Annotated in this window: 16 protein-coding genes; 9 read left to right on the forward strand and 7 right to left on the reverse strand. The window is 68.6% G+C overall.

What is annotated here, in order from left to right:
- On the reverse strand, nucleotides 1–663 hold a 663-nt coding region (gene cysD, locus Q8N10_RS05585), incomplete at its 3' end, for a sulfate adenylyltransferase subunit CysD (RefSeq protein WP_305663875.1).
- A gap of 201 nt (nucleotides 664–864) precedes the next feature.
- Between cysD and Q8N10_RS05590 the strand changes: the two genes are divergently transcribed.
- From Q8N10_RS05590 to Q8N10_RS05605, 4 genes are all read left to right on the forward strand, one after another.
- Complete coding sequence (locus Q8N10_RS05590; protein ID WP_304775831.1) at nucleotides 865–2,376, forward strand: AlkA N-terminal domain-containing protein; 1,512 nt, start codon at nucleotides 865–867, stop codon at nucleotides 2,374–2,376.
- Nucleotides 2,357–2,896 (forward strand): methylated-DNA--[protein]-cysteine S-methyltransferase, encoded by a 540-nt coding sequence (locus Q8N10_RS05595; RefSeq protein ID WP_304775829.1) that lies wholly within the window; start codon nucleotides 2,357–2,359, stop codon nucleotides 2,894–2,896. The genes Q8N10_RS05590 and Q8N10_RS05595 overlap by 20 nt, the downstream gene beginning before the upstream one ends.
- A gap of 236 nt (nucleotides 2,897–3,132) precedes the next feature.
- Entirely contained in the window at nucleotides 3,133–3,357 is a 225-nt protein-coding gene (locus Q8N10_RS05600) for a hypothetical protein (protein ID WP_304775826.1), read from the forward strand.
- Between the two features lie 170 nt (nucleotides 3,358–3,527).
- Nucleotides 3,528–6,137, forward strand: a complete 2,610-nt coding sequence (locus Q8N10_RS05605) for a polar localization protein TipN (protein WP_304775824.1) — start codon at nucleotides 3,528–3,530, stop codon at nucleotides 6,135–6,137.
- A gap of 166 nt (nucleotides 6,138–6,303) precedes the next feature.
- Here the strand turns inward: Q8N10_RS05605 and Q8N10_RS05610 are convergent, their stop codons facing one another.
- Nucleotides 6,304–6,642, reverse strand: coding sequence for a heavy metal-binding domain-containing protein (locus Q8N10_RS05610; protein ID WP_304775821.1), 339 nt, complete (start codon nucleotides 6,640–6,642; stop codon nucleotides 6,304–6,306).
- A gap of 159 nt (nucleotides 6,643–6,801) precedes the next feature.
- Here Q8N10_RS05610 and Q8N10_RS05615 point away from each other — a divergent pair, with 159 nt between their 5' ends.
- The 3 genes from Q8N10_RS05615 (at nucleotide 6,802) to Q8N10_RS05625 (ending at nucleotide 9,151) form a co-directional block, all read left to right on the forward strand.
- Nucleotides 6,802–7,263, forward strand: a complete 462-nt coding sequence (locus tag Q8N10_RS05615) for a DUF4112 domain-containing protein (protein WP_304775819.1) — start codon at nucleotides 6,802–6,804, stop codon at nucleotides 7,261–7,263.
- A gap of 35 nt (nucleotides 7,264–7,298) precedes the next feature.
- Entirely contained in the window at nucleotides 7,299–7,733 is a 435-nt protein-coding gene (locus tag Q8N10_RS05620; RefSeq protein WP_304775816.1) for a DUF4112 domain-containing protein, read from the forward strand.
- 131 nt (nucleotides 7,734–7,864) lie between these two features.
- A complete protein-coding gene (locus tag Q8N10_RS05625) occupies nucleotides 7,865–9,151 on the forward strand; it encodes a SulP family inorganic anion transporter (protein ID WP_304775815.1) in 1,287 nt (428 codons plus the stop codon).
- Here Q8N10_RS05625 and Q8N10_RS05630 read toward each other — a convergent pair.
- The 3 genes from Q8N10_RS05630 to Q8N10_RS05640 form a co-directional block, all read right to left on the reverse strand.
- Nucleotides 9,132–9,854: a M23 family metallopeptidase gene (locus Q8N10_RS05630; protein WP_304775812.1), complete on the reverse strand. Its 723-nt coding sequence runs from the start codon at nucleotides 9,852–9,854 to the stop codon at nucleotides 9,132–9,134. The two genes, Q8N10_RS05625 and Q8N10_RS05630, sit on opposite strands and share 20 nt — an antisense overlap.
- A gap of 84 nt (nucleotides 9,855–9,938) precedes the next feature.
- Nucleotides 9,939–12,101 carry a methylmalonyl-CoA mutase gene (gene scpA, locus Q8N10_RS05635; protein ID WP_304775809.1) on the reverse strand — a complete coding sequence of 721 codons (2,163 nt, stop codon included), beginning with the start codon at nucleotides 12,099–12,101 and terminating at the stop codon, nucleotides 9,939–9,941.
- Nucleotides 12,098–13,528, reverse strand: a complete 1,431-nt coding sequence (locus Q8N10_RS05640) for a methylmalonyl-CoA mutase family protein (RefSeq protein WP_304775806.1) — start codon at nucleotides 13,526–13,528, stop codon at nucleotides 12,098–12,100. The genes scpA and Q8N10_RS05640 overlap by 4 nt, the downstream gene beginning before the upstream one ends.
- Nucleotides 13,529–13,666: 138 nt before the next feature.
- Here Q8N10_RS05640 and Q8N10_RS05645 point away from each other — a divergent pair, with 138 nt between their 5' ends.
- Nucleotides 13,667–14,671, forward strand: a complete 1,005-nt coding sequence (locus Q8N10_RS05645; RefSeq protein WP_304775803.1) for a nitronate monooxygenase family protein — start codon at nucleotides 13,667–13,669, stop codon at nucleotides 14,669–14,671.
- A gap of 66 nt (nucleotides 14,672–14,737) precedes the next feature.
- Nucleotides 14,738–15,763, forward strand: a complete 1,026-nt coding sequence (locus Q8N10_RS05650) for an alpha/beta hydrolase (protein WP_304775801.1) — start codon at nucleotides 14,738–14,740, stop codon at nucleotides 15,761–15,763.
- Nucleotides 15,764–15,836: 73 nt separating this feature from the next.
- On the opposite strand, the gene Q8N10_RS05655 is transcribed toward Q8N10_RS05650, so the two are convergent.
- Nucleotides 15,837–16,640 (reverse strand): ABC transporter permease, encoded by an 804-nt coding sequence (locus Q8N10_RS05655; protein WP_304775799.1) that lies wholly within the window; start codon nucleotides 16,638–16,640, stop codon nucleotides 15,837–15,839.
- Between the two features lie 4 nt (nucleotides 16,641–16,644).
- On the reverse strand, nucleotides 16,645–17,478 hold the full coding sequence (locus tag Q8N10_RS05660) for a hypothetical protein (RefSeq protein WP_304775797.1): 834 nt from the start codon (nucleotides 17,476–17,478) through the stop codon (nucleotides 16,645–16,647).
- Between the last annotated feature and the right edge of the window lie 2 nt (nucleotides 17,479–17,480).

The following is a 17,480-nucleotide window of genomic DNA, read 5'->3' on the forward strand; positions in this document are numbered from 1 at the left end:
GGCGAAATAGAGTGGCGCGAGCGGCAGTCCACGCACCAGGATGTAGGTCCAGATGTCGCTTTCGGTCCAGTTGGACAGGGGAAAGACCCGAGCGCTCTGACCTGGCCCAAGCCGGGTATTGTACAGGCTCCAGAGCTCTGGACGCTGCGCCCTGGGCTCCCAGCCATGTCCAGGCTGGCGTATCGAGACCACCCGTTCCTTCGCCCGGGACTTTTCCTCGTCCCGGCGGGCGCCGCCGAAGGCTGCATCAAAGCCGTGCTCGGTCAGGGCCTGCTTGAGGCCCTCGGTCTTCCACATGTCGGTGTGCAGGCTGCCATGATCGAAGGGGTTGATGCCTCGCTCCCTGGCCTCGGGGTTTTGGTAGACCAGCAGGTCGGCGCCCAGCTCGGCGGCCATCCGCGCGCGCATCTCGTACATCGCCTGGAACTTCCAGGTCGTATCGACGTGCAGCAGCGGGAAGGGGAGCTTGGAGGGGAAGAAGGCCTTCTGCGCCAGGCGCAGCATGACGGCGCTATCCTTGCCCACCGAGTAGAGCATGACCGGGTTCTCGCACTCAGCCACCACCTCCCGGAAGATGTGGATGCTCTCGGCCTCCAGGCGCTGGAGGTGGGTGAGCGTGGCCGGAGTTATCTCCGGCGAGGATGCGAGAGCGGGGACCGCCATCAGGAAACCTTGCAGTTCAAAATCGGCCAGACCTTGGCCAGGCGGCTGACTTACGAGAGGCCCGCCTGGGATACGACAGAGAATTCCTGACAGCGTGTGGAGGAAAGGGCCACCGCCTTCAGTGTCCGAAAACCGCCACCAACATGGGGTGATGTCCGAAAACCGCGAGACATCGAGAACCCGCGAGCAGACTATCAGCTCATGGATATGAACGACGACGCCTGTTACCGCGCCTTTTCGATGCGAGACGCCCGTTTCGACGGACGCATCTTTGGCGCGGTGAAGACCACCGGCATCTACTGCCGCCCGGTCTGCCCCGCCCGCACGCCCAAGCGCGAGAACATCGCCTTCTACCCCTCGGCCGCCGCCGCGCAAGAGGCCGGGTTCCGCCCCTGCCTTCGGTGCCGGCCGGAGACTTCGCCAGATCTCGGCTCTTGGAAGGGCACCTCCAACACCGTCTCGCGAGCCTTGTCGCTGATCGAGCATGGGGCGCTGGACGAGGGCGATGTCGACGGCCTGGCCGACCGGCTCGGCGTCGGGGAGCGCCAGCTCAGGCGCCTGTTCCGCCAGCACCTGGGCGCCTCGCCGGTGGCGGTGGCCCAGACCCGCCGCGTGCTGCTGGCCAAGCAGCTGATCCACCAGACCCGCCTGCCCATGGCTGAGGTGGCGATGGCCTCGGGATTCGGCAGCGTGCGACGCTTCAACGAGACCTTCCAGCAGCTCTTCGACCGGCCGCCCGGCGCCCTGCGGCGCTCGGGAGCGGCCGATGTGGGCGCCGATGATGGGGCGGGGACGACGATCCGGCTGCCCTATCGCGCGCCCTATGACTGGGACGCCATGCTGGCCTTCTGGACCCTGCGCGCGATCCCAGGCGTCGAGACGGTGGTCGGCCGCCGCTATGCCAGGCTGCTGCAGGTGGGGGCCGCCCACGGCCTGGTGATCGTAGGGCAGGGGGCCGGCGATTGGCTGGACGTCACCCTGCGCTTCCCGAAGGTCCAGGCCTGGCCGGCGGTTATCGCCAAGCTGCGCCGGGTCTTCGACCTGGCCGCCGACCCGGCTCTGATCAACGGCCATCTCTCGGAGGACCCGGAACTGGCCGCCCTCGTAGCCCGGCGTCCGGGCCTGCGGGCGCCCGGCGCCTGGGACGGGTTCGAGCTCGCCGTCCGCGCCGTGCTGGGCCAGCAGATCACGGTGGTCGCCGCCCGCAACCTCGCCGGCAAGGTCACCGCGGCCTATGGCTCACCGGTCCAGGACGATGCGGCCAACACGCTAGGCCTTACCCGCCTGTTCCCGACGCCGGAACAACTGGCGAGCGCCGATGTCGAGACCCTGGGCATGCCCCGCGCCCGCGCCCGGGCCCTGGTCTCTCTGGCTGAGGTCGCCGCCGCCGATCCGGACCTGTTTGGCATGAAGCGCAGCCTGGAGGCGGCGGTGGCCCAACTCCGCGCCCTTCCAGGCATCGGCGAATGGACCGCCCAATACATCGCCATGCGCGCCCTGCGCGAACCCGACGCCTTCCCACACGCCGATCTCGGCCTGCTGCGGGCCCTGGAGGACGAGAACGGACAACGGCCCACTCCGGCCGAACTGCTGACCCGCGCCGAACGCTGGCGCCCCTGGCGGGCCTATGCCGCCTCCCATCTCTGGGCGTCCGACGCGGCGCTCGACCCGAAGATCACCAAGGAGAAATCCCATGACCAAGTCGCTGCCTGAGACCCTGATCCTTGACCGCGTCGAAACCCCGGTCGGCGAGGCGCTGGTGGTGGTGGACGAGGCCGGCGTCCTGCGCGCCTTCGACTTCGCCGATTACGAGGCCCGCATGCTCAGGCTGATGGGCCGCCACTATCCCGGCATGGCGCTCACCCCTGGCCGTGCGCCGGAGCCGATCCGGGCGGCCGTCACGCGTTATTTCGCAGGCGACCTCTCCGCCTTCGATGGGATCGCCTGGGCTACCAACGGCACCGCTTTCCAGCGCAAGGTCTGGGAGGCGCTCTGCACGATCCCGGCGGGCGAGACCCTGAGCTACAAGGGCCTGGCTGAGCGGATCGGCTCCCCCAGCGCCATGCGCGCCGTAGGCCTGGCCAACGGCTCCAACCCGGTGGCCATTGTCGTGCCCTGCCACCGGGTGATCGGGGCGAACGGTGGGCTGACCGGCTACGGCGGCGGCCTGCCGCGCAAACGCTGGCTGCTGTCCCACGAGGGCGCGACCTTCAAGGACGCGGTCGCGGCGTGAGCGAACCAGCCTGTCATCCCGACCTCGCCTGCCGGCCGTCTGGGAGACGGGCGTTATTCTGCGGTGAAGGTGGGGCAGCCGGCACGTCCGTCGCCCCGATCGCCTGGTTTCAGGGTCGATCCACCCTGTCCCCCGTTACATGACGAAAATTTCACGTTACATAGCGTCGCGCCAATGCGGCGCTTGTCGTATACCGACGATAGACGGAATCGCATCGGGCTCGGGGAGGTGTTCCAGTGCAGACATTGACCGAACTGGTTGCGGCCGTGGTGGTGCATTCCTCCGCCGTCGCCTACTCGCACTTTGGGGTCGCAATCGAGGCGCCTCGCGCCGAGCCCGCCCCCGCCGAACGCACCATCGCCCGCACCGCCACGCCCAGGCCCGCGGCGGTAAAGGTGCTGGAGCGCGTTCAGAAGGCCTCGGATTGCCCCACCCAGAGGGCCCAGGTCGTCAAAACCTGACGCCCCATTTCGGGACTCCGCGACAATCAGTCTCCACCGGACATGATTCCGTCCAATGACGCTTTCCGCGCGCCCGGTTCGCCGGTAATCCTTTCGTTTGGGGCGCGAATTTCGGGCCGCGCGGAGTTTCGCGCCGGCCCGGTCGCAGGGGCGCTTGAGACAGGCCGCGAATGAAGATCAAGAAGCGGCATCCGCCGGTAGATTTCCAAAGCCTGACCGACGAGGACGCCACGCAGCGTCTGGGCGCCGTTGCGCCGGAAGCCACCCCGGATCTCAACCTCGCCGCCGCCGTTCCTCCCCTCAGCCCGCCCGTGGCGGAGCCGCAGGGTTCCGCGCCCCTGTCGCCAATCCCACCCGCGGCGGACCTCGCCCCGGCCAACGTACAGATCCCGGCCCCGCGCCCTGACCCCGCCCCCCTCAAGACCATTCGCGCCGATATCCCGTCGGCCTGGCCGATCTATCTCGCCGCCCTCGTCGTGTCGGTGCTGTGGGCCCTGGCGCCCATAGCCTTCGCTTTCGGCTATCGTCGGGCCGTGTCACCCTTCGATTTCGACCCCTTCGCTCTCACAGTGCTGGCGGCCATGGCGCTCGGGCCGGCCGCCTTTGTCTGGATTGCGGCCTATATGATCCGCCAGGGCCAGAAGCTGGGGGCCGAGGCCCGCCGCGCCAAGCAACTGGCCGATGAGATGGTCACGCCGGCCATGTCCGCCGGGGCGCGGGCCAGCGATGTCGTCCAGGCCGTGCGCGAGGAGATCGTGCGCGCCGGAACCGCCGCCGACGAGGCCCGCGAGACTCTGCTGGCCCTGCGCCAGGCCCTGGCGTCGGAGAGCGACCGTCTGATCGAGGCGGCCTCCACGAGCGCGCGGTCGGCCAATGAGCTTACCGGCGTGCTGGGCCAGGAGCGGACCCAGATGGCCAGCCTGACCCAGGCCCTGGACACCCAGGCCGGCGCAGTGGCCGACGCCATCACCAAGCAGGCCCGCATGGTCGCCGAGGCCTCGGACCTGGCCGAGACCCAGCTACGTGAAGCCGAGGCCGCCCTGGCCGCCCGCGCGGCCGACCTGGCCGCCGCGGCCGGGGAAGCCAGCGACGCCGCCCGCACCGCCGGTGAGGATCTGACCCGTCACATCTCCCGCCTGGAGACGGCTGGGGTGGGGGTCGCCGATCAGATCCGCGGTGTTGAGCAGGGCCTGACCGAGCAACGCGCCGGCCTCGTCACCACCGCCCACGCCCTGCGCGCCGAGCAGGAGGCCTTCGGCGCCCAGTCGGAGACCCACGCGGCCCAGCTTTCCGAATTCATCAGCCAGGCCAGGCTGTCGACCGCCGAGATGGGCGACCGCGCCGTGAAGGGCGGCGAGGCGCTGCGCGAACTGATCGCCGAGGCCGCTGAACAGTTCCGCGAGCTGGCGGAGTCGGCCAAGGCCGAGCGCGACGAGTTCGGCCAGTCGACCCTGCACTCCATGGAGGCCGTCTCCCAGGCCGCCGCCGAGGAGCGCCGCAAGTTGGAGGAGCAGACCCGCGCCGCCATCGACGGGCTTGGCCAGGCCGCCGAGGAGACCCGCAAGGCCGCCGAGGCCCATGCCGTCACCGCCCGCGAGCAGGTCGACCAGCTGTCCGAGGCCGCCTTCAGCGCCGGCCAGAAGGCCAACCAGGTCTTCGAGCAGCGGCTGGCCGAGGCCCGCGACCTGATCGAACGCTCGGCCCAGATGGTCGAACAGGCCGGGGCCGCCACCGCGCGCAAGCTGGAGGAGGGGGCTGTTGCGGCCCGCGCCACCCTGGACGAACTCGCCGGCATGATGGCCGACATCGAGGCCCGCGCGACCCGGCTGCCCGCCGCCGCCCGTGGTCAGGCCGAAGAGGTGCGCCAGGCCGTGGCCGACAGTATCGAGGACCTGATGGAACAGGCCCGTCGAACTTCAGATGAGACCCAGGCCATCGACGCCGCCTTCCAGGAGCGCGTGCGCCGCAATTACGAGATGCTCAGCGAGGCCGTGCGCCTGATGGGCACGGTGGCGGGCGGCGCCAGTAGCCCGGCCCCGCCCCAGCCCGCCCAGATGCGCGAGCGCATCGCCGCGCCGCCGCCGAGGGCCGCCCGACGCCGCGAGCCGGAGCCAGAGACCCTGTTCGCCGACATTGAGGACGACGAGGACGATGAGGCCCTGGAACTGACCCAGTCGGTGGCGCCCGAGCCCGCGGCCCGACGCCCGCGCACGCCGGCGCCCCTGCCTGAACCCGAGATTCCGGCGCGCCGTCGCCTGCGTCTGACGCCCACCGCCACCGACGAGGAGTTCTCCAGCGTCTTTGAACAGGCCGGCGGTCGCCCTGAGGCCCCCGCGCCGGCGCCCGCCGCCGAGGAGGCGGGCGATGAGTGGACCTGGAAGGATCTGCTGTCCTCGATCGACGAAAGCGGCGCACTCGGCAAGCCCGGCCTGCAACAGGTGCTGGCCGCCGAGGTGGCGGCCATGGGCATCGACCCGGTCGCCCTCCTGCCCAGGGGCCGCATCGACGAGATCAGCGCCGCCATCCAGGTGGAGGATGTCGACGGCGCCCGCGAGGTGGTGCGCAAGCTGGCGCCCGCGGCTACGCGCCGCCTGGCGCGCCGCCTGTTCACCGACGAAACCCTGCGCCGCCAAGTTGTCACCTACCTCAACGGCTTCCAGGACATGCTGGATGACGCCGCCGCCCGCGATCACCAGGGCTTTGAGGTTGGTAAGCTGCTGTCCAGCGACGCTGGTCGCACCTACCTGCTCTTCGACGCCGCGGCGGGGGATCTAGTCTAAGATCCTCCCCCAGGCGCTTTGCGCCGATGTGGGGGAGGTGGGTCGTCGCGCAGCGGCGAGCCGGAGGGGGATCGACGTCGTCGACCCCAGCTCAGCAAAAGAAGAGTCAAAGTCCCCCTCAGGCGCTTCGCGCCAGCTCCCCCAGAGTGGGAGCATCTAGGGCCTCTCAGAGAATGACCGCCGAGCCGTTCACCGAGACCATCAGCATCGAACCGTTCGGGCCCACCGTATTGTAATCGAGGTCCACGCCGACGATGGCGTTGGCGCCCAGCGCGCGGGCCTCGGCTTCCAGGTTCTTTAGGGCGTCGGCGCGGGCCTGGGCCAGGACGCGCTCATACCCCTTGGAGCGCCCGCCGATGAAGTCGCGGATGGCGTTCATCAGGTCTATCACCACATTGGCGCCGAGGATCGCCTGCGAGGACACCATGCCCAGGTGCTGACGCACGGGACGCCCCTCGATGAAGTGGGTCGTGACGATCAAGAGAGGCGGGTCGTTCCTGGCCATGGCCCAACATAGGGTGAATCTGGCGCCGTCGCGAGGCGCCCTCCCGTCATACGCGCAAACCCCACGCTTGGTTTAGCCTGTCGGGCGAAAAGACCCCGTGCGGGCTTTGAGGTCATGCGCGCTTGCGTCAGAGTGCCCGCCCAAGCCTAGGAGCGGTGAATGCTTTTCGCGCAGTCGCACATCGACCTGCACAATATCCGCAACAGTATCGAGCGGACGAAGAAGCTTTCCGACAATGTCGTGGGGATCGGCCCGTTCGGCGTGGGCCTGGACGGTCTGCTGACCTGGATCCCCGGCGCCGGGGCTCTCTACAGCCTGGGGGCCGGCGCCATCCTGCTCTTTGATGGGGTCCGGGCGCGCGCCGCGCCGATGATCCTGCTGCAGATGTTCGCCATCATCGCCATCGACACGCTGGTGGGGGAAGTCCCTGTGGCTGGGAAGTTGGCCGACCTCCTGTTCACCGGGCACAAGTGGTCAGCCGACATGCTACTCAAGCACATGGAAGACACCATTTATTTCGAAGGCGTGCGAAAAGACGCCGCCAACAGCCCGGAATACAAGGATGTTCTGTCGCGGATTCGCGCGGGTAAGGAAAAGCGCCGGGTGGTGTTTCTCGGCTAGGTGCAGCTTTCCAAAAAGGAGCGCGTTGAGCGCGGATGGCGGTTTCAAGAGATCGAGCTCATCAATCCTGGCGCGCCGCCGAGCGCGTGAAGGGCCTGTCGGATCGTCTCATCGGCATCGGGCCGTTCGGCATCGGTCTGGATGGGGTGCTGGCCTGGGTGCCCGGCCTCGGCACCGCCTATAGCCTGGCGGCCGGGGGCGCCTTGATCTTTTCGGGCATCACGGGCGGCGCGTCGCTCGGGACCCTGTTGCGGATGGGCGCCTATCTGGCGGCCGACTCCATGAGCTCGACCGTGCCTGTGGCTGGCTGGGCCATCGACACCCTGTTCCCCGCGCACCTGATGGCGGCCAAGGCGCTGCAGAAGGATATCGAGAAGCGTCATGGGCCAGCGGAGATGCCGCTGGGCTGGGGCGGGAAGAAGAAGCGCGCCCGAGGCGGCAAGCTGAGGAACGTGACCCCTCAGCTCTGATCTGGCGTCCCGTCGGAGGGCGATCGCGCCCTGAGACGGGTCCGCTTCATGAGTTGATCTGGCGCAAGGCGCCGCCAGGGGCGTTGGAGGACAATCTTCAACGCGGCGCGGCGCGCATTTAGGGCCCTGGCATGACCGACATCGGAAGGCCCCGCTTCGCAGGCGCATTTACGCCGAAGCTGGCGACCATTCTCGCTGAGGGCTACGGACCGAAAGACCTGCGCGCCGACGCCATCGCGGGCCTGACGGTGGCGATCGTCGCCCTGCCGCTGTCCATGGGTATCGCCATCGCATCGGGGGTGTCGCCTGACCGGGGCCTCTACAGCGCCATCGTCGGCGGCTTTCTGGTTTCCGCCTTGGGGGGCAGCCGGTTCCAGGTCGGCGGGCCAGCGGGGGCCTTCATCGTCCTGGTGGCGGCGACCGGCGCCAAGCACGGGATCGACGGCCTGTTGCTGGCGACCATGTTGTCGGGCCTGATGTTGACCCTCGGAGGTCTGCTGCGCCTGGGGTCCTTGATCCGCTACGTGCCTCACACCGTGACCGTGGGCTTCACCACCGCCATCGCCGTGGTCATCACCGCCAGCCAGCTCAAGGACCTGTTCGGCCTGCGGCTGTCTGGCCCCGAGCCGGGGGAATTCGGACCCAAGCTGCTGGCGCTGGGGCAGGCCCTGCCGACCGCAAATCTCGCCGCCCTGGCGGTCGGCGTCACCTGCGTCGCCGTGGCCCTCGCTCTGCGCCGGTGGAGGCCCACTTGGCCTGCCCTGCTGATCGGCGTGGTCGTGGCCACATTGGCGGCTGTTTTCCTACCCTTGGACGTCGAGACGATCGGCAGCCGGTTCGGCGGGATTCCAAGCGGCTTGCCGGCGCCCCACCTGCCGGTGATGACAATGGCGAAGGTCCTGGCGGTTCTGCCGGCGGCCGCGGCGTTCACCCTCCTGGGAGGCATAGAGAGCCTGCTGTCGGCGACGGTGGCCGATGGCATGAGCGGGCGGCGGCATCGCTCCAATATCGAGCTCGTCGCCCAGGGCGTGGCTAATATGGGCGCGGCCCTGTTTGGCGGGATCAGCGTCACCGGGACCATCGCCCGGACCGCGACCAATATACGCGCCGGGGCCAGGGGGCCGGTTGCGGGCATACTGCACAGTCTGTTCCTGCTAGGCTTCATGGTGCTTGCCGCGCCGCTGGCGGCCTATGTGCCCCTGGCCGCGCTCGCTGGGATGCTGGTCGTGGTGGGCTGGAACATGGCCGAGCGGGCGGAGTTCGCGCGGCTTGTCGGCCTGTCATGGCGCACGGCGGTGGTGCTGCTGGCGACCTTTGGCCTGACCCTGGCGCGCGACCTGATCACAGGGATCTCTGTGGGCTGCCTTCTCGCGGTGGTGTTCGCCGCCGAGGCGCGGCTCAGGAGGCGGCGAGCCTGATGTTCTTCGGATAGAGGCGCTCGCCGGCGACGGCGGTGTCCAGCAGCAGCTGGGTGGGGTTGCGCATTTCCTTGGGCGGGGGCGAGCCCACCGGCCACTTGATATTGCGCGTGACGCCGGACGCATAGGTCTCGGTGTGGAGCTGGGCGGTGCCGCTGACCACGCCGATCGGCTGGCCGGCCGCCACCTGGTCGCCGACCTTCAGGCCGCGGGCGGTCAGGCTGTTGGCGCGCACCTCGCCGTAGAGGGCCACATAGTCCTTGTGCTGGATGAGCACGGCGTAGGTCTTCTCACCGCCCACCGAGGCGGCGCGGGTCAGGAAGGGGTAGAAGTTGACGATCTTGCCACTCTCCATCGCCACCACCGTGTCGCCCTCGGCGGCGGTCAGGTCGACCCCCACATGGCGGCGGGTCTGGACCTTGGAGGGATCGGCGGGCCGACGGCTGTCGAAGCTGCGCAGGGGCGCGCCCTGGACCTTGCCGTTGAAGAGGTGCGCGGGGGCGACGGTGGCCTGGGACAGGTTGGTGACCACGGGCCAGTAGCGGTGCGTGACGGTGCTGGCAGCCATCGGAACCGGCCCACGCTGCGGAACAGCGGCGGCCAGGGTGCGTTCCCTCACAGGAGCATTTGCGCTTGCCACCTGGGTCAGGGTAAGCGCGCTCAGTCCGACCAGGGCGAGCGCGAGCGTTTTCGTACGGGCCAAGATGCCGCTCCTCAGACGTTCGTTCGAACCATCACCGATATGGGTTTAAGGCGCAACCCGCCTGCGGCGACACGCCGCCCGCAGCTAGACCTTGTCCAACTGGGCGTAACCCAGCTGCTCGTTCAGCCGGTCGAGCACCTCGATGGCCGCCTCTGGCACCACCGTGCCAGGGGTGAAGATGGCCGCGACCCCCGCCTCTCGCAAGGCGTCGAAGTCCTCCGGCGGGATCACCCCGCCCACCACCACCAGGATGTCGGCGCGGCCCAGCCTGGCCAGTTCGTCCTTCAATTCGGGAACCAGGGTCAGGTGGCCGGCGGCCAGCGAGCTGGCCCCCACGACATGAGCGCCATCGGCCACGGCCTTGGCCGCCGCCTCGGCCGGGGTCTGGAAGAGATTGCCGATGTCGACGTCGAAACCGAGGTCGGAGAAGCCTGAGGCGATCACCTTCTGGCCGCGGTCGTGGCCGTCCTGGCCCATCTTGGCCACCAGAATGCGCGGCTTGCGGCCGTCGGCTTGGGTGAAGGCCTGGGTCATGGCCTTGGCCTTTTCGCTGGCGGGTGTTGGCCCGGCCTCCCGAAGATAGACGCCGGTGACCGCGAAGGCCTCGGCGGAGTGGCGGCTGAAGGCGTGTTCCAAAGCCAGGCTGATCTCGCCCACAGTCGCCTTGGCCCGCGCCGCATTGACTGACAGCTCCAGCAGGTTGGCGGTCCCGCGCGCCCCTTCGGTCAGGGCGGTGAGCGCCGCCTCGACGGCGGCGGAGTCGCGCTCGGCCTTCAGGCGGGTGAGCTTTTCGAGCTGCCGCTCGCGGACAGCGGAGTTGTCCACCTTCAGCATGGGGATCACCTCGGCGATGTCAGAGCGGTAGCGGTTCACGCCGACCACGCTCTGGCGGCCGCTGTCGATGCGGGCCTGGGTGCGGGCGCTGGCCTCTTCGATGCGGCGCTTGGGCAGGCCGTCCTCGATGGCCTTGGCCATGCCGCCGAGCGCCTCGACTTCGGCGATATGCTCCATGGCCCGCGTGGCGAGATCCGCTGTCAGGCGCTCGACATAGAAGCTGCCGCCCCAGGGATCGACGACTCGGGTCTGGCCGCTTTCCAGCTGCAGGAAGAGCTGGGTGTTACGGGCGATGCGGGCGGAGAAATCCGTCGGCAGGGCAAGGGCTTCGTCAAGCGAGTTGGTGTGCAGGCTCTGGGTCTGGCCGCCCACCGCCGCCATGGCTTCGATGAGGGTGCGGGGGACGTTATTGTAGACGTCCGAGGCCGCCAGGCTCCAGCCGCTGGTCTGGGTGTGGGCGCGCAGAGACAGGGAGCGGCTATCCTTGGGGTCGAATTCGTCCTTCATCAGCTTGGCCCACAGCAGGCGCCCGGCCCGCTGCTTGGCGATCTCCATGAAGGCGTTCATGCCGGCGTTCCAGAAGAAGGATAGGCGCGGCGCGAACTGGTCGACGGTCATGCCGGCGGCCACCCCGGCGCGGACATATTCGATACCGTCGGCGAGCGTGTAGGCCAGCTCCAGGTCCAGCGTCGCCCCGGCCTCTTGGATGTGATAGCCGCTTATGGAGATCGAGTTGAACTTCGGCATTTCGCGCGAAGTGTATGAAAAGATGTCCGAAATGATCCGCATCGAAGGCGACGGCGGATAGATGTAGGTGTTCCGGACCAGGAACTCCTTGAGGATGTCGTTCTGGATCGTGCCCGACAGCTTGTCGTGGCTGACCCCCTGTTCCTCGGCGGCGACGATATAGAGGGCCAGGACCGGCAGGACTGCGCCGTTCATGGTCATCGACACGCTCATCTTGTCGAGCGGGATGCCGTCGAACAGGGTCCGCATGTCCAGGATCGAGTCGATGGCGACGCCGGCCATGCCGACATCGCCCTTCACCCGAGGGTGGTCGCTGTCATAGCCGCGGTGGGTGGCGAGGTCGAAGGCGATGGAGAGGCCCATCTGCCCGGCGGCCAGGTTGCGGCGGTAGAAGGCGTTGGAATCCTCAGCCGTGGAGAAGCCCGCATACTGGCGGATGGTCCACGGGTTGGTGAGGTACATGGTCGGATAGGGGCCGCGCACGAAGGGGGCCAGGCCCGGATAGCCGGCCAGCTCGTCGAGGCCGGCGATATCGGCGGCGCTATAGGCCGACTTAACCGCGATGCCTTCAGGGGTCTCCCAGGAGGGCGAGGCCGAGCCGGGCGCGACGGCGACCGCGGCCTTGTCGTCAAAGTCCAGGGTGGAGAAGTCGGGGAAGCTGCTCACGCTTTCACCTCATAGGCTTCGGCGAGCCGGATGGGCGCAAGCGCCGGGCAATGGCTGTCGGGGCCGGGCAGGCGAGGCGAGGGGGCCTCGACGGCCTTGGGCGTGGCGCGGACAACCTCCACCGGCGCCTGGTCGGGCTGAGGGAAGGCGGTGACGCCGACGATCTTCAGGGGGCCTGCGGCGACCCGGGCCTCGCGCACCGTGGCGGTCTCGGCGGCGATGTGGCCGTCGGAGAGCGCCGCGATCAACCCACCCTTGGCCTCGATGGCCTGGAAGGCGGCCCAGGCGGCGCGGGCGATTTCGTCGGTGAGGGCTTCGACATAGCCTGAGCCAGCGCCCGGATCGGCGACGCGGCCCAGATGGGCCTCTTCCATCAGGACGAGCTGGGCGTTGCGGCTCTGGCGCCGGGCGAAGGCGGTGGGCAGGCCGAGCGCATCGGTGAAGCTGCCCAGCACCACGGCGTCGGCGCCGCCGATGCTGGCCCCAACGGCCGAGGCCGTCAGCCGCAGCATGTTGGTCCAGGGGTCGTGCACCGCCAGCATGCGGTGGGATGAGCGGGCCTCGATGCGTGGCGCGGCGCTGACATCGCAGGCGGCGGTCACCCGCGACCAGACGGCGCGCGCGGCGCGGAGCTTGGCCAGGGTGGCGAAGTAGTCGGCGTCGGCGGCCAGGCCGATGACGATCCGGCCCCAGGCGTCATCCATGCTGAGGCCCGCGCGGACCAGGGCCTTGGCGTAGGTGAGGGCCGCGGCCGTCGCGAAGGCCAGTTCGCCGGCTTCGCCACCCCCGGCCTCGTGGACCACCTGGCCCGAGGCCAGGAACAGGCCGGCGGAGGGATAGGCGTCGGCCATGCGGCGCGCCACGTTGGCGGCCGAGACGAGGTGGCTCTCGATCGGGCCCGGGCTCTGGCCCGTGCGGGCGAAGGCGCTGAGCGGATCAAGGTGGAAGAACAGCTTGGCGGCAGGCGAGCCTTTGGCGGCGGCGGCCAGCCAGTCGGCCGCCTTGGGCCCAAAGAACCCTGCGTCCAGAGCCACGGACGCCAGCTCCAGCATGACGCCGTCCAGCACCCGGCCCAAGCCCTGGGCCGAGCCGATGGCGACGCCGTCCTGCCCTGTCGGATCGATGCGAATGAGGGCGGACGCCGCGCCCCCCTCCAGGTCGGTCACCAGGTCGATGTTGGCCTGGGCGGCGTCGGGATGGGTGACGCGGCCGCGGATGTCCCAGGGGCGTTCGGCGTCGAAGGGGCGCGGGGTGAAGGCCGGCGCCTGGTGGGAGCCCTCATAGAGCGGCGCGATCGGCAGGCCCTCGGCGGTCTGCCGCTGGAGGCTCTCGAAGGGCTGGTCCTTCAGGGTCTTCTCCACCAGGGCGCGCCAGTCGGCGGCGCTGGCGGGGGGGAAGGCGGCGGCGAGGGGGGCGAGGTCGGTCATCGCGGCCCAGATGTCCCGCCCGCGTGGCCCTCGTCAAGTTCACGCGGGGGCAGGCGGAGAGACCGGCTTGCACGATCTCGCGTCTTGCGTATACGTTGTAAAAATAAGATCCAAACGCATTACCAGAGGAAACAATCCATGGCCCTGCCGCCCATTCTCTCCGAGCGTCTGCGTATCCCGGTGATCGCCTCGCCGCTGTTCATCATCTCGGGCCCGGAGCTGGTGATCGCCCAGTGCAAGGCCGGCATCGTCGGCTCCTTCCCGGCGCTGAACGCGCGCCCGGTGAGCCAGCTGGACGAGTGGCTGGCCCAGATCACCGAGGAACTGGCCGACTGGGACCGCAAGAACCCCGACCGCCTGTCGGCGCCCTTCGCCGTCAACCAGATCGTCCACAAGACCAACAACCGGCTTGAGGAAGACGTGGAGCTGGCGGTGAAGTACCGCGTGCCGATCACCATCACCTCGCTGGGGGCGCAACAGGCGGTCAACGACGCCATCCATTCCTACGGTGGCATCGTCCTGCACGACGTCATCAACGACAAGTTCGCCCGCAAGGCGGTTGAGAAGGGCGCCGATGGCCTGATCCCGGTGGCGGCCGGCGCCGGCGGCCATGCCGGCGGCCTGTCGCCCTTCGCCCTCATCCAGGAACTGCGCGAGTGGTTCGACGGCCCCATCGCGCTGTCGGGCGCCATCGCCAATGGCCGCGCCGTCCTGGGCGCCCAGGCCATGGGCGCGGACCTGGCCTATATCGGCTCGGCCTTCATCGCCACGCAGGAGGCGCGCGCCGTCCAGGGCTACAAGGACATGATCGTCGAGAGCTCCGGCGAGGACATCGTCTATTCGAACCTGTTCACCGGGGTGCATGGCAACTATCTTCGGCCCTCCATCGAGCGCGCCGGCCTCGATCCCGACAACCTGCCCCAGGCCGATCCGTCGAAGATGAACTTCGGCTCGGGCGGCAACCAGGAAGCCAAGGCCTGGAAGGACATCTGGGGCTGTGGCCAGGGCATCGGCGCGGTGAAGTCCATCCCCACGGCCGGCGAGTTGGTGGACCGCCTGGCGGCCGAGTACGAGCAGGCCAAGGCCGAACTCGCCGCCAAGACCTCGCTGACCCGCGGCAAGGTGCTGATGGCCGCCGAATAGCCAAGCTCAGGCTTGAAAACGCTCGCCAATGAGTTGCATTCTTCCTGAGCGATCAGGGGGAATGCAATGGCCAATGTGCGCGTCTACTTCGCGACCAACCGGAACCTGCTGCCTGACAACAAGCTCGAGATGTTCGGCGCGGCGTTCAATCCCGACGGCGTGGCGGCCCTGCGCTTCGGCCACGCCGACTTCACCACCGATGGCGCCCGGCCCAGGGCGGTGGATGTCTATCCCGAGGAGCCCGGCGACGCCGAGTTCAAGGTCCTGGGCAGCGAGCGGTTCCTGAAGGAGCTGCACGGCAGCATGGCCGGCTCGGCCACCGACACCCTGGTCTTCATCCATGGCTTCAACGTCACCTTCATGGGCGCGCTCACCGCCGCGGCCGAACTGGCCCGGGAGGTGAAGATCGGCGACCACTCGCTGAATGTGGTGCTGTTCAGCTGGCCCTCCGACGGCAAGGCCGTGCCGCTGATGTCCTATTACAGCGACCGCGAGGACGCCCGGGTTTCGGGCCCTGCCGTGGCTCGCGCCTATCTGAAGCTGAAGGAATTCGTCAGCGGCCTGAAGCGCGACGACCACTGCCAGCAGCGGCTGCACCTGCTGGCCCACTCCATGGGAAACTATGTGCTGCGGCAGGGACTGCAGGCGGTGTGCGCCAAGGATTCGAAGGCCCTGGTCCGGCTGTTCGACCAGATCATCCTGGCCTCGCCCGACGAGGACGACGACGCCTTCGAGGACGACGACAAGCTGAAATGCCTACCCGCCCTGGCGCGGCAGGTGACGGTCTATCACAACCCCCATGACCTCGCCCTGGTGGTCTCCGACAAGACCAAAACCAATCCCGACCGGCTGGGGTCCGATGGTCCGCGCCTGATCGACCTGCTGCCCAAGAAGGTGGTGATCGTCGACTGCCGCAACGTGGCCAAGGGTGCCGACGAGAAAGTGCAGCACAGCTACTATATAAACTCCAAGGCCATGGCCCAGGACATCGGTTCGGTGTTGGCGGGCACCGAGCCGGAGCGGTTCCCCAACCGCGAGTATATCCCCACCCGCCGCGCCTGGCGGGTGATCGGAGAGCTGCCCTCGGGCTAGAGCCTTTGGCTCTAGCTCCATGTTTGGAGCGCGTCGGGCGGGTTAACCGGTGGCCACTTAACCTTGACGCGCTCTAGCTGCCCGTGGAGGTGTACTTCGAGACGCCGAACCGCCAGGCGAGGAACGCCAGCGCCAGGAACAGGAACCCCGCCGCCGGCGCCAGGGGCAGGAACCAGTCCGGCGCCCCCAGCGGGTCGCTGCGCCCCAGGATCGCCAGGACCGGGAAGTAGGACACGCAGGCCAGGGGCACGATGAAGATCAGGAAGGTGCGGAACCAGCGGGCGTAGAAGCTGATCGGGAACTGGCCGGCATAGACCCCGCCATAGGTCAGGGCGTTGACCGCCTCGAGGCTCTCCACGGTCCAGAAGGCCATCACCGCCTGCAGCACGAAGAGGGCCCCGAAGAAGGCGACGCCGCCGGCTATGGTCCAGAGCGCCAGCAGGATGGCCTGCGGCGTCCAAACGAAGCCCAGCGTCCCCGTGGCGATGGCCAGGATGATGGACGCCTGGAAGAAGCGCCCGAAGCGGCTGATGCGGAAATCGTGACCCACAAGTTGGAGGGCGGCCGATCGTGGGCGCAGCAGCAGGCGGTCAAAGGCGCCGGTGCGAACGAAGTCAGATCCGAACACGTCGAAGCCGCGGGTCAGGAAGTCGGCGAAGGAGAAGCTGATGCCGATCAGGGCGTAGAAGAACATCACCTCGCCGAACGCCCAGCCCTTCACTGCGCCGAACCGGTCGAAGAGGGCCCAGATGGACACGATCTCGATGGCGGTGGAGGCAAGCTGGGCCAGGGTCAGCATCATGGCCGAGGCCGGATACTGCATCTGGCTGCGCATCGAGGCGCCAAAGTAGCGGCCGAGCAGGGAGAGGGCGTTCACAGGCCTAGCCTCCCTGCACTTCGAGGCGCGACATGACCCGGCCCAGCCAGAACCGCCCGAGCACGATGAAGAGCACCGTCCAGAATATCTGCAGCCCGATGCCCGCCCAGGCCATCTGGCCGGTCAGATTGCCGAAATAAATGCGGTTGGGGATGTCCAGGGTTCCCGCGAAGGGCTGGAGGAAGAGGGCGACCCGGACGACGTCGGGATAGAGGGCCAGGGGCAGCAGGTTGCCGGTGAAGATGATCACGATCGGCTGCATCAGGATATTGATCCCCCGGGCGTTCAGGGTGGCCACCACGATGATGTTGATCAGCATGACGATGGCGCAGGCCAGGGCGATGGCCAGGGTCTCCGAGAGGGCGAAGAGCAGGGCGGCCGACAGGCTGGACGGCGGCTGCCAGGCCCATTGGCCCTGTCCGATCAGCGGCAGGGCGATCCCGGCCGCCAGGATCATCAGGGCGACGCGGGGGACAAGGCGGGCGGTCATCCAGCCGGCGGCGCGGACATACCAAAGGGCGTAGGCGTCCACCGGTCGCAGGCGGTCATAGCTGATGGATCCGGTGCGGACCCCGGCGGCCACCTCGGGATCTCCATTCCAGGGCATGACCGCCAGCAACCCCTGGGCCAGCCAGGTATAGGTCACGGCCTGGGACAGGGTGATGGGGCTGGCGGCGGCCGCCTCAGGCGCGCCGAGGTAGAAGGCGGCCAGGACCATCACATGGACCGCCCCGAACCAGCACTGGGTGAAGAAGCCGGCCAGGGCCGCGGCCCTGTACTGCATCATCAGCAGGAACCGCGAGTTGAACGCGGCGATGTAGGGGCGAAGCGCGTCCACGG

The organism is Phenylobacterium sp. (assembly GCF_030693625.1).
Taxonomy (GTDB): Bacteria; Pseudomonadota; Alphaproteobacteria; order Caulobacterales; family Caulobacteraceae; genus Phenylobacterium; species Phenylobacterium ferrooxidans.

Coding starts and splice junctions, on each gene's coding strand:
- Q8N10_RS05650 (WP_304775801.1), top strand. CDS start 14,738: ATGGCCAATGTGCGCGTCTACTTCGCGACCAACCGGAACCTGCTGCCT.
- Q8N10_RS05595 (WP_304775829.1), top strand. CDS start 2,357: ATGACCAAGTCGCTGCCTGAGACCCTGATCCTTGACCGCGTCGAAACC.
- Q8N10_RS05590 (WP_304775831.1), top strand. CDS start 865: ATGGATATGAACGACGACGCCTGTTACCGCGCCTTTTCGATGCGAGAC.
- Q8N10_RS05610 (WP_304775821.1), bottom strand. CDS start 6,642: ATGGCCAGGAACGACCCGCCTCTCTTGATCGTCACGACCCACTTCATC.
- Q8N10_RS05645 (WP_304775803.1), top strand. CDS start 13,667: ATGGCCCTGCCGCCCATTCTCTCCGAGCGTCTGCGTATCCCGGTGATC.
- Q8N10_RS05620 (WP_304775816.1), top strand. CDS start 7,299: ATGGCGGTTTCAAGAGATCGAGCTCATCAATCCTGGCGCGCCGCCGAG.
- Q8N10_RS05640 (WP_304775806.1), bottom strand. CDS start 13,528: ATGACCGACCTCGCCCCCCTCGCCGCCGCCTTCCCCCCCGCCAGCGCC.
- Q8N10_RS05625 (WP_304775815.1), top strand. CDS start 7,865: ATGACCGACATCGGAAGGCCCCGCTTCGCAGGCGCATTTACGCCGAAG.
- Q8N10_RS05605 (WP_304775824.1), top strand. CDS start 3,528: ATGAAGATCAAGAAGCGGCATCCGCCGGTAGATTTCCAAAGCCTGACC.
- Q8N10_RS05615 (WP_304775819.1), top strand. CDS start 6,802: ATGCTTTTCGCGCAGTCGCACATCGACCTGCACAATATCCGCAACAGT.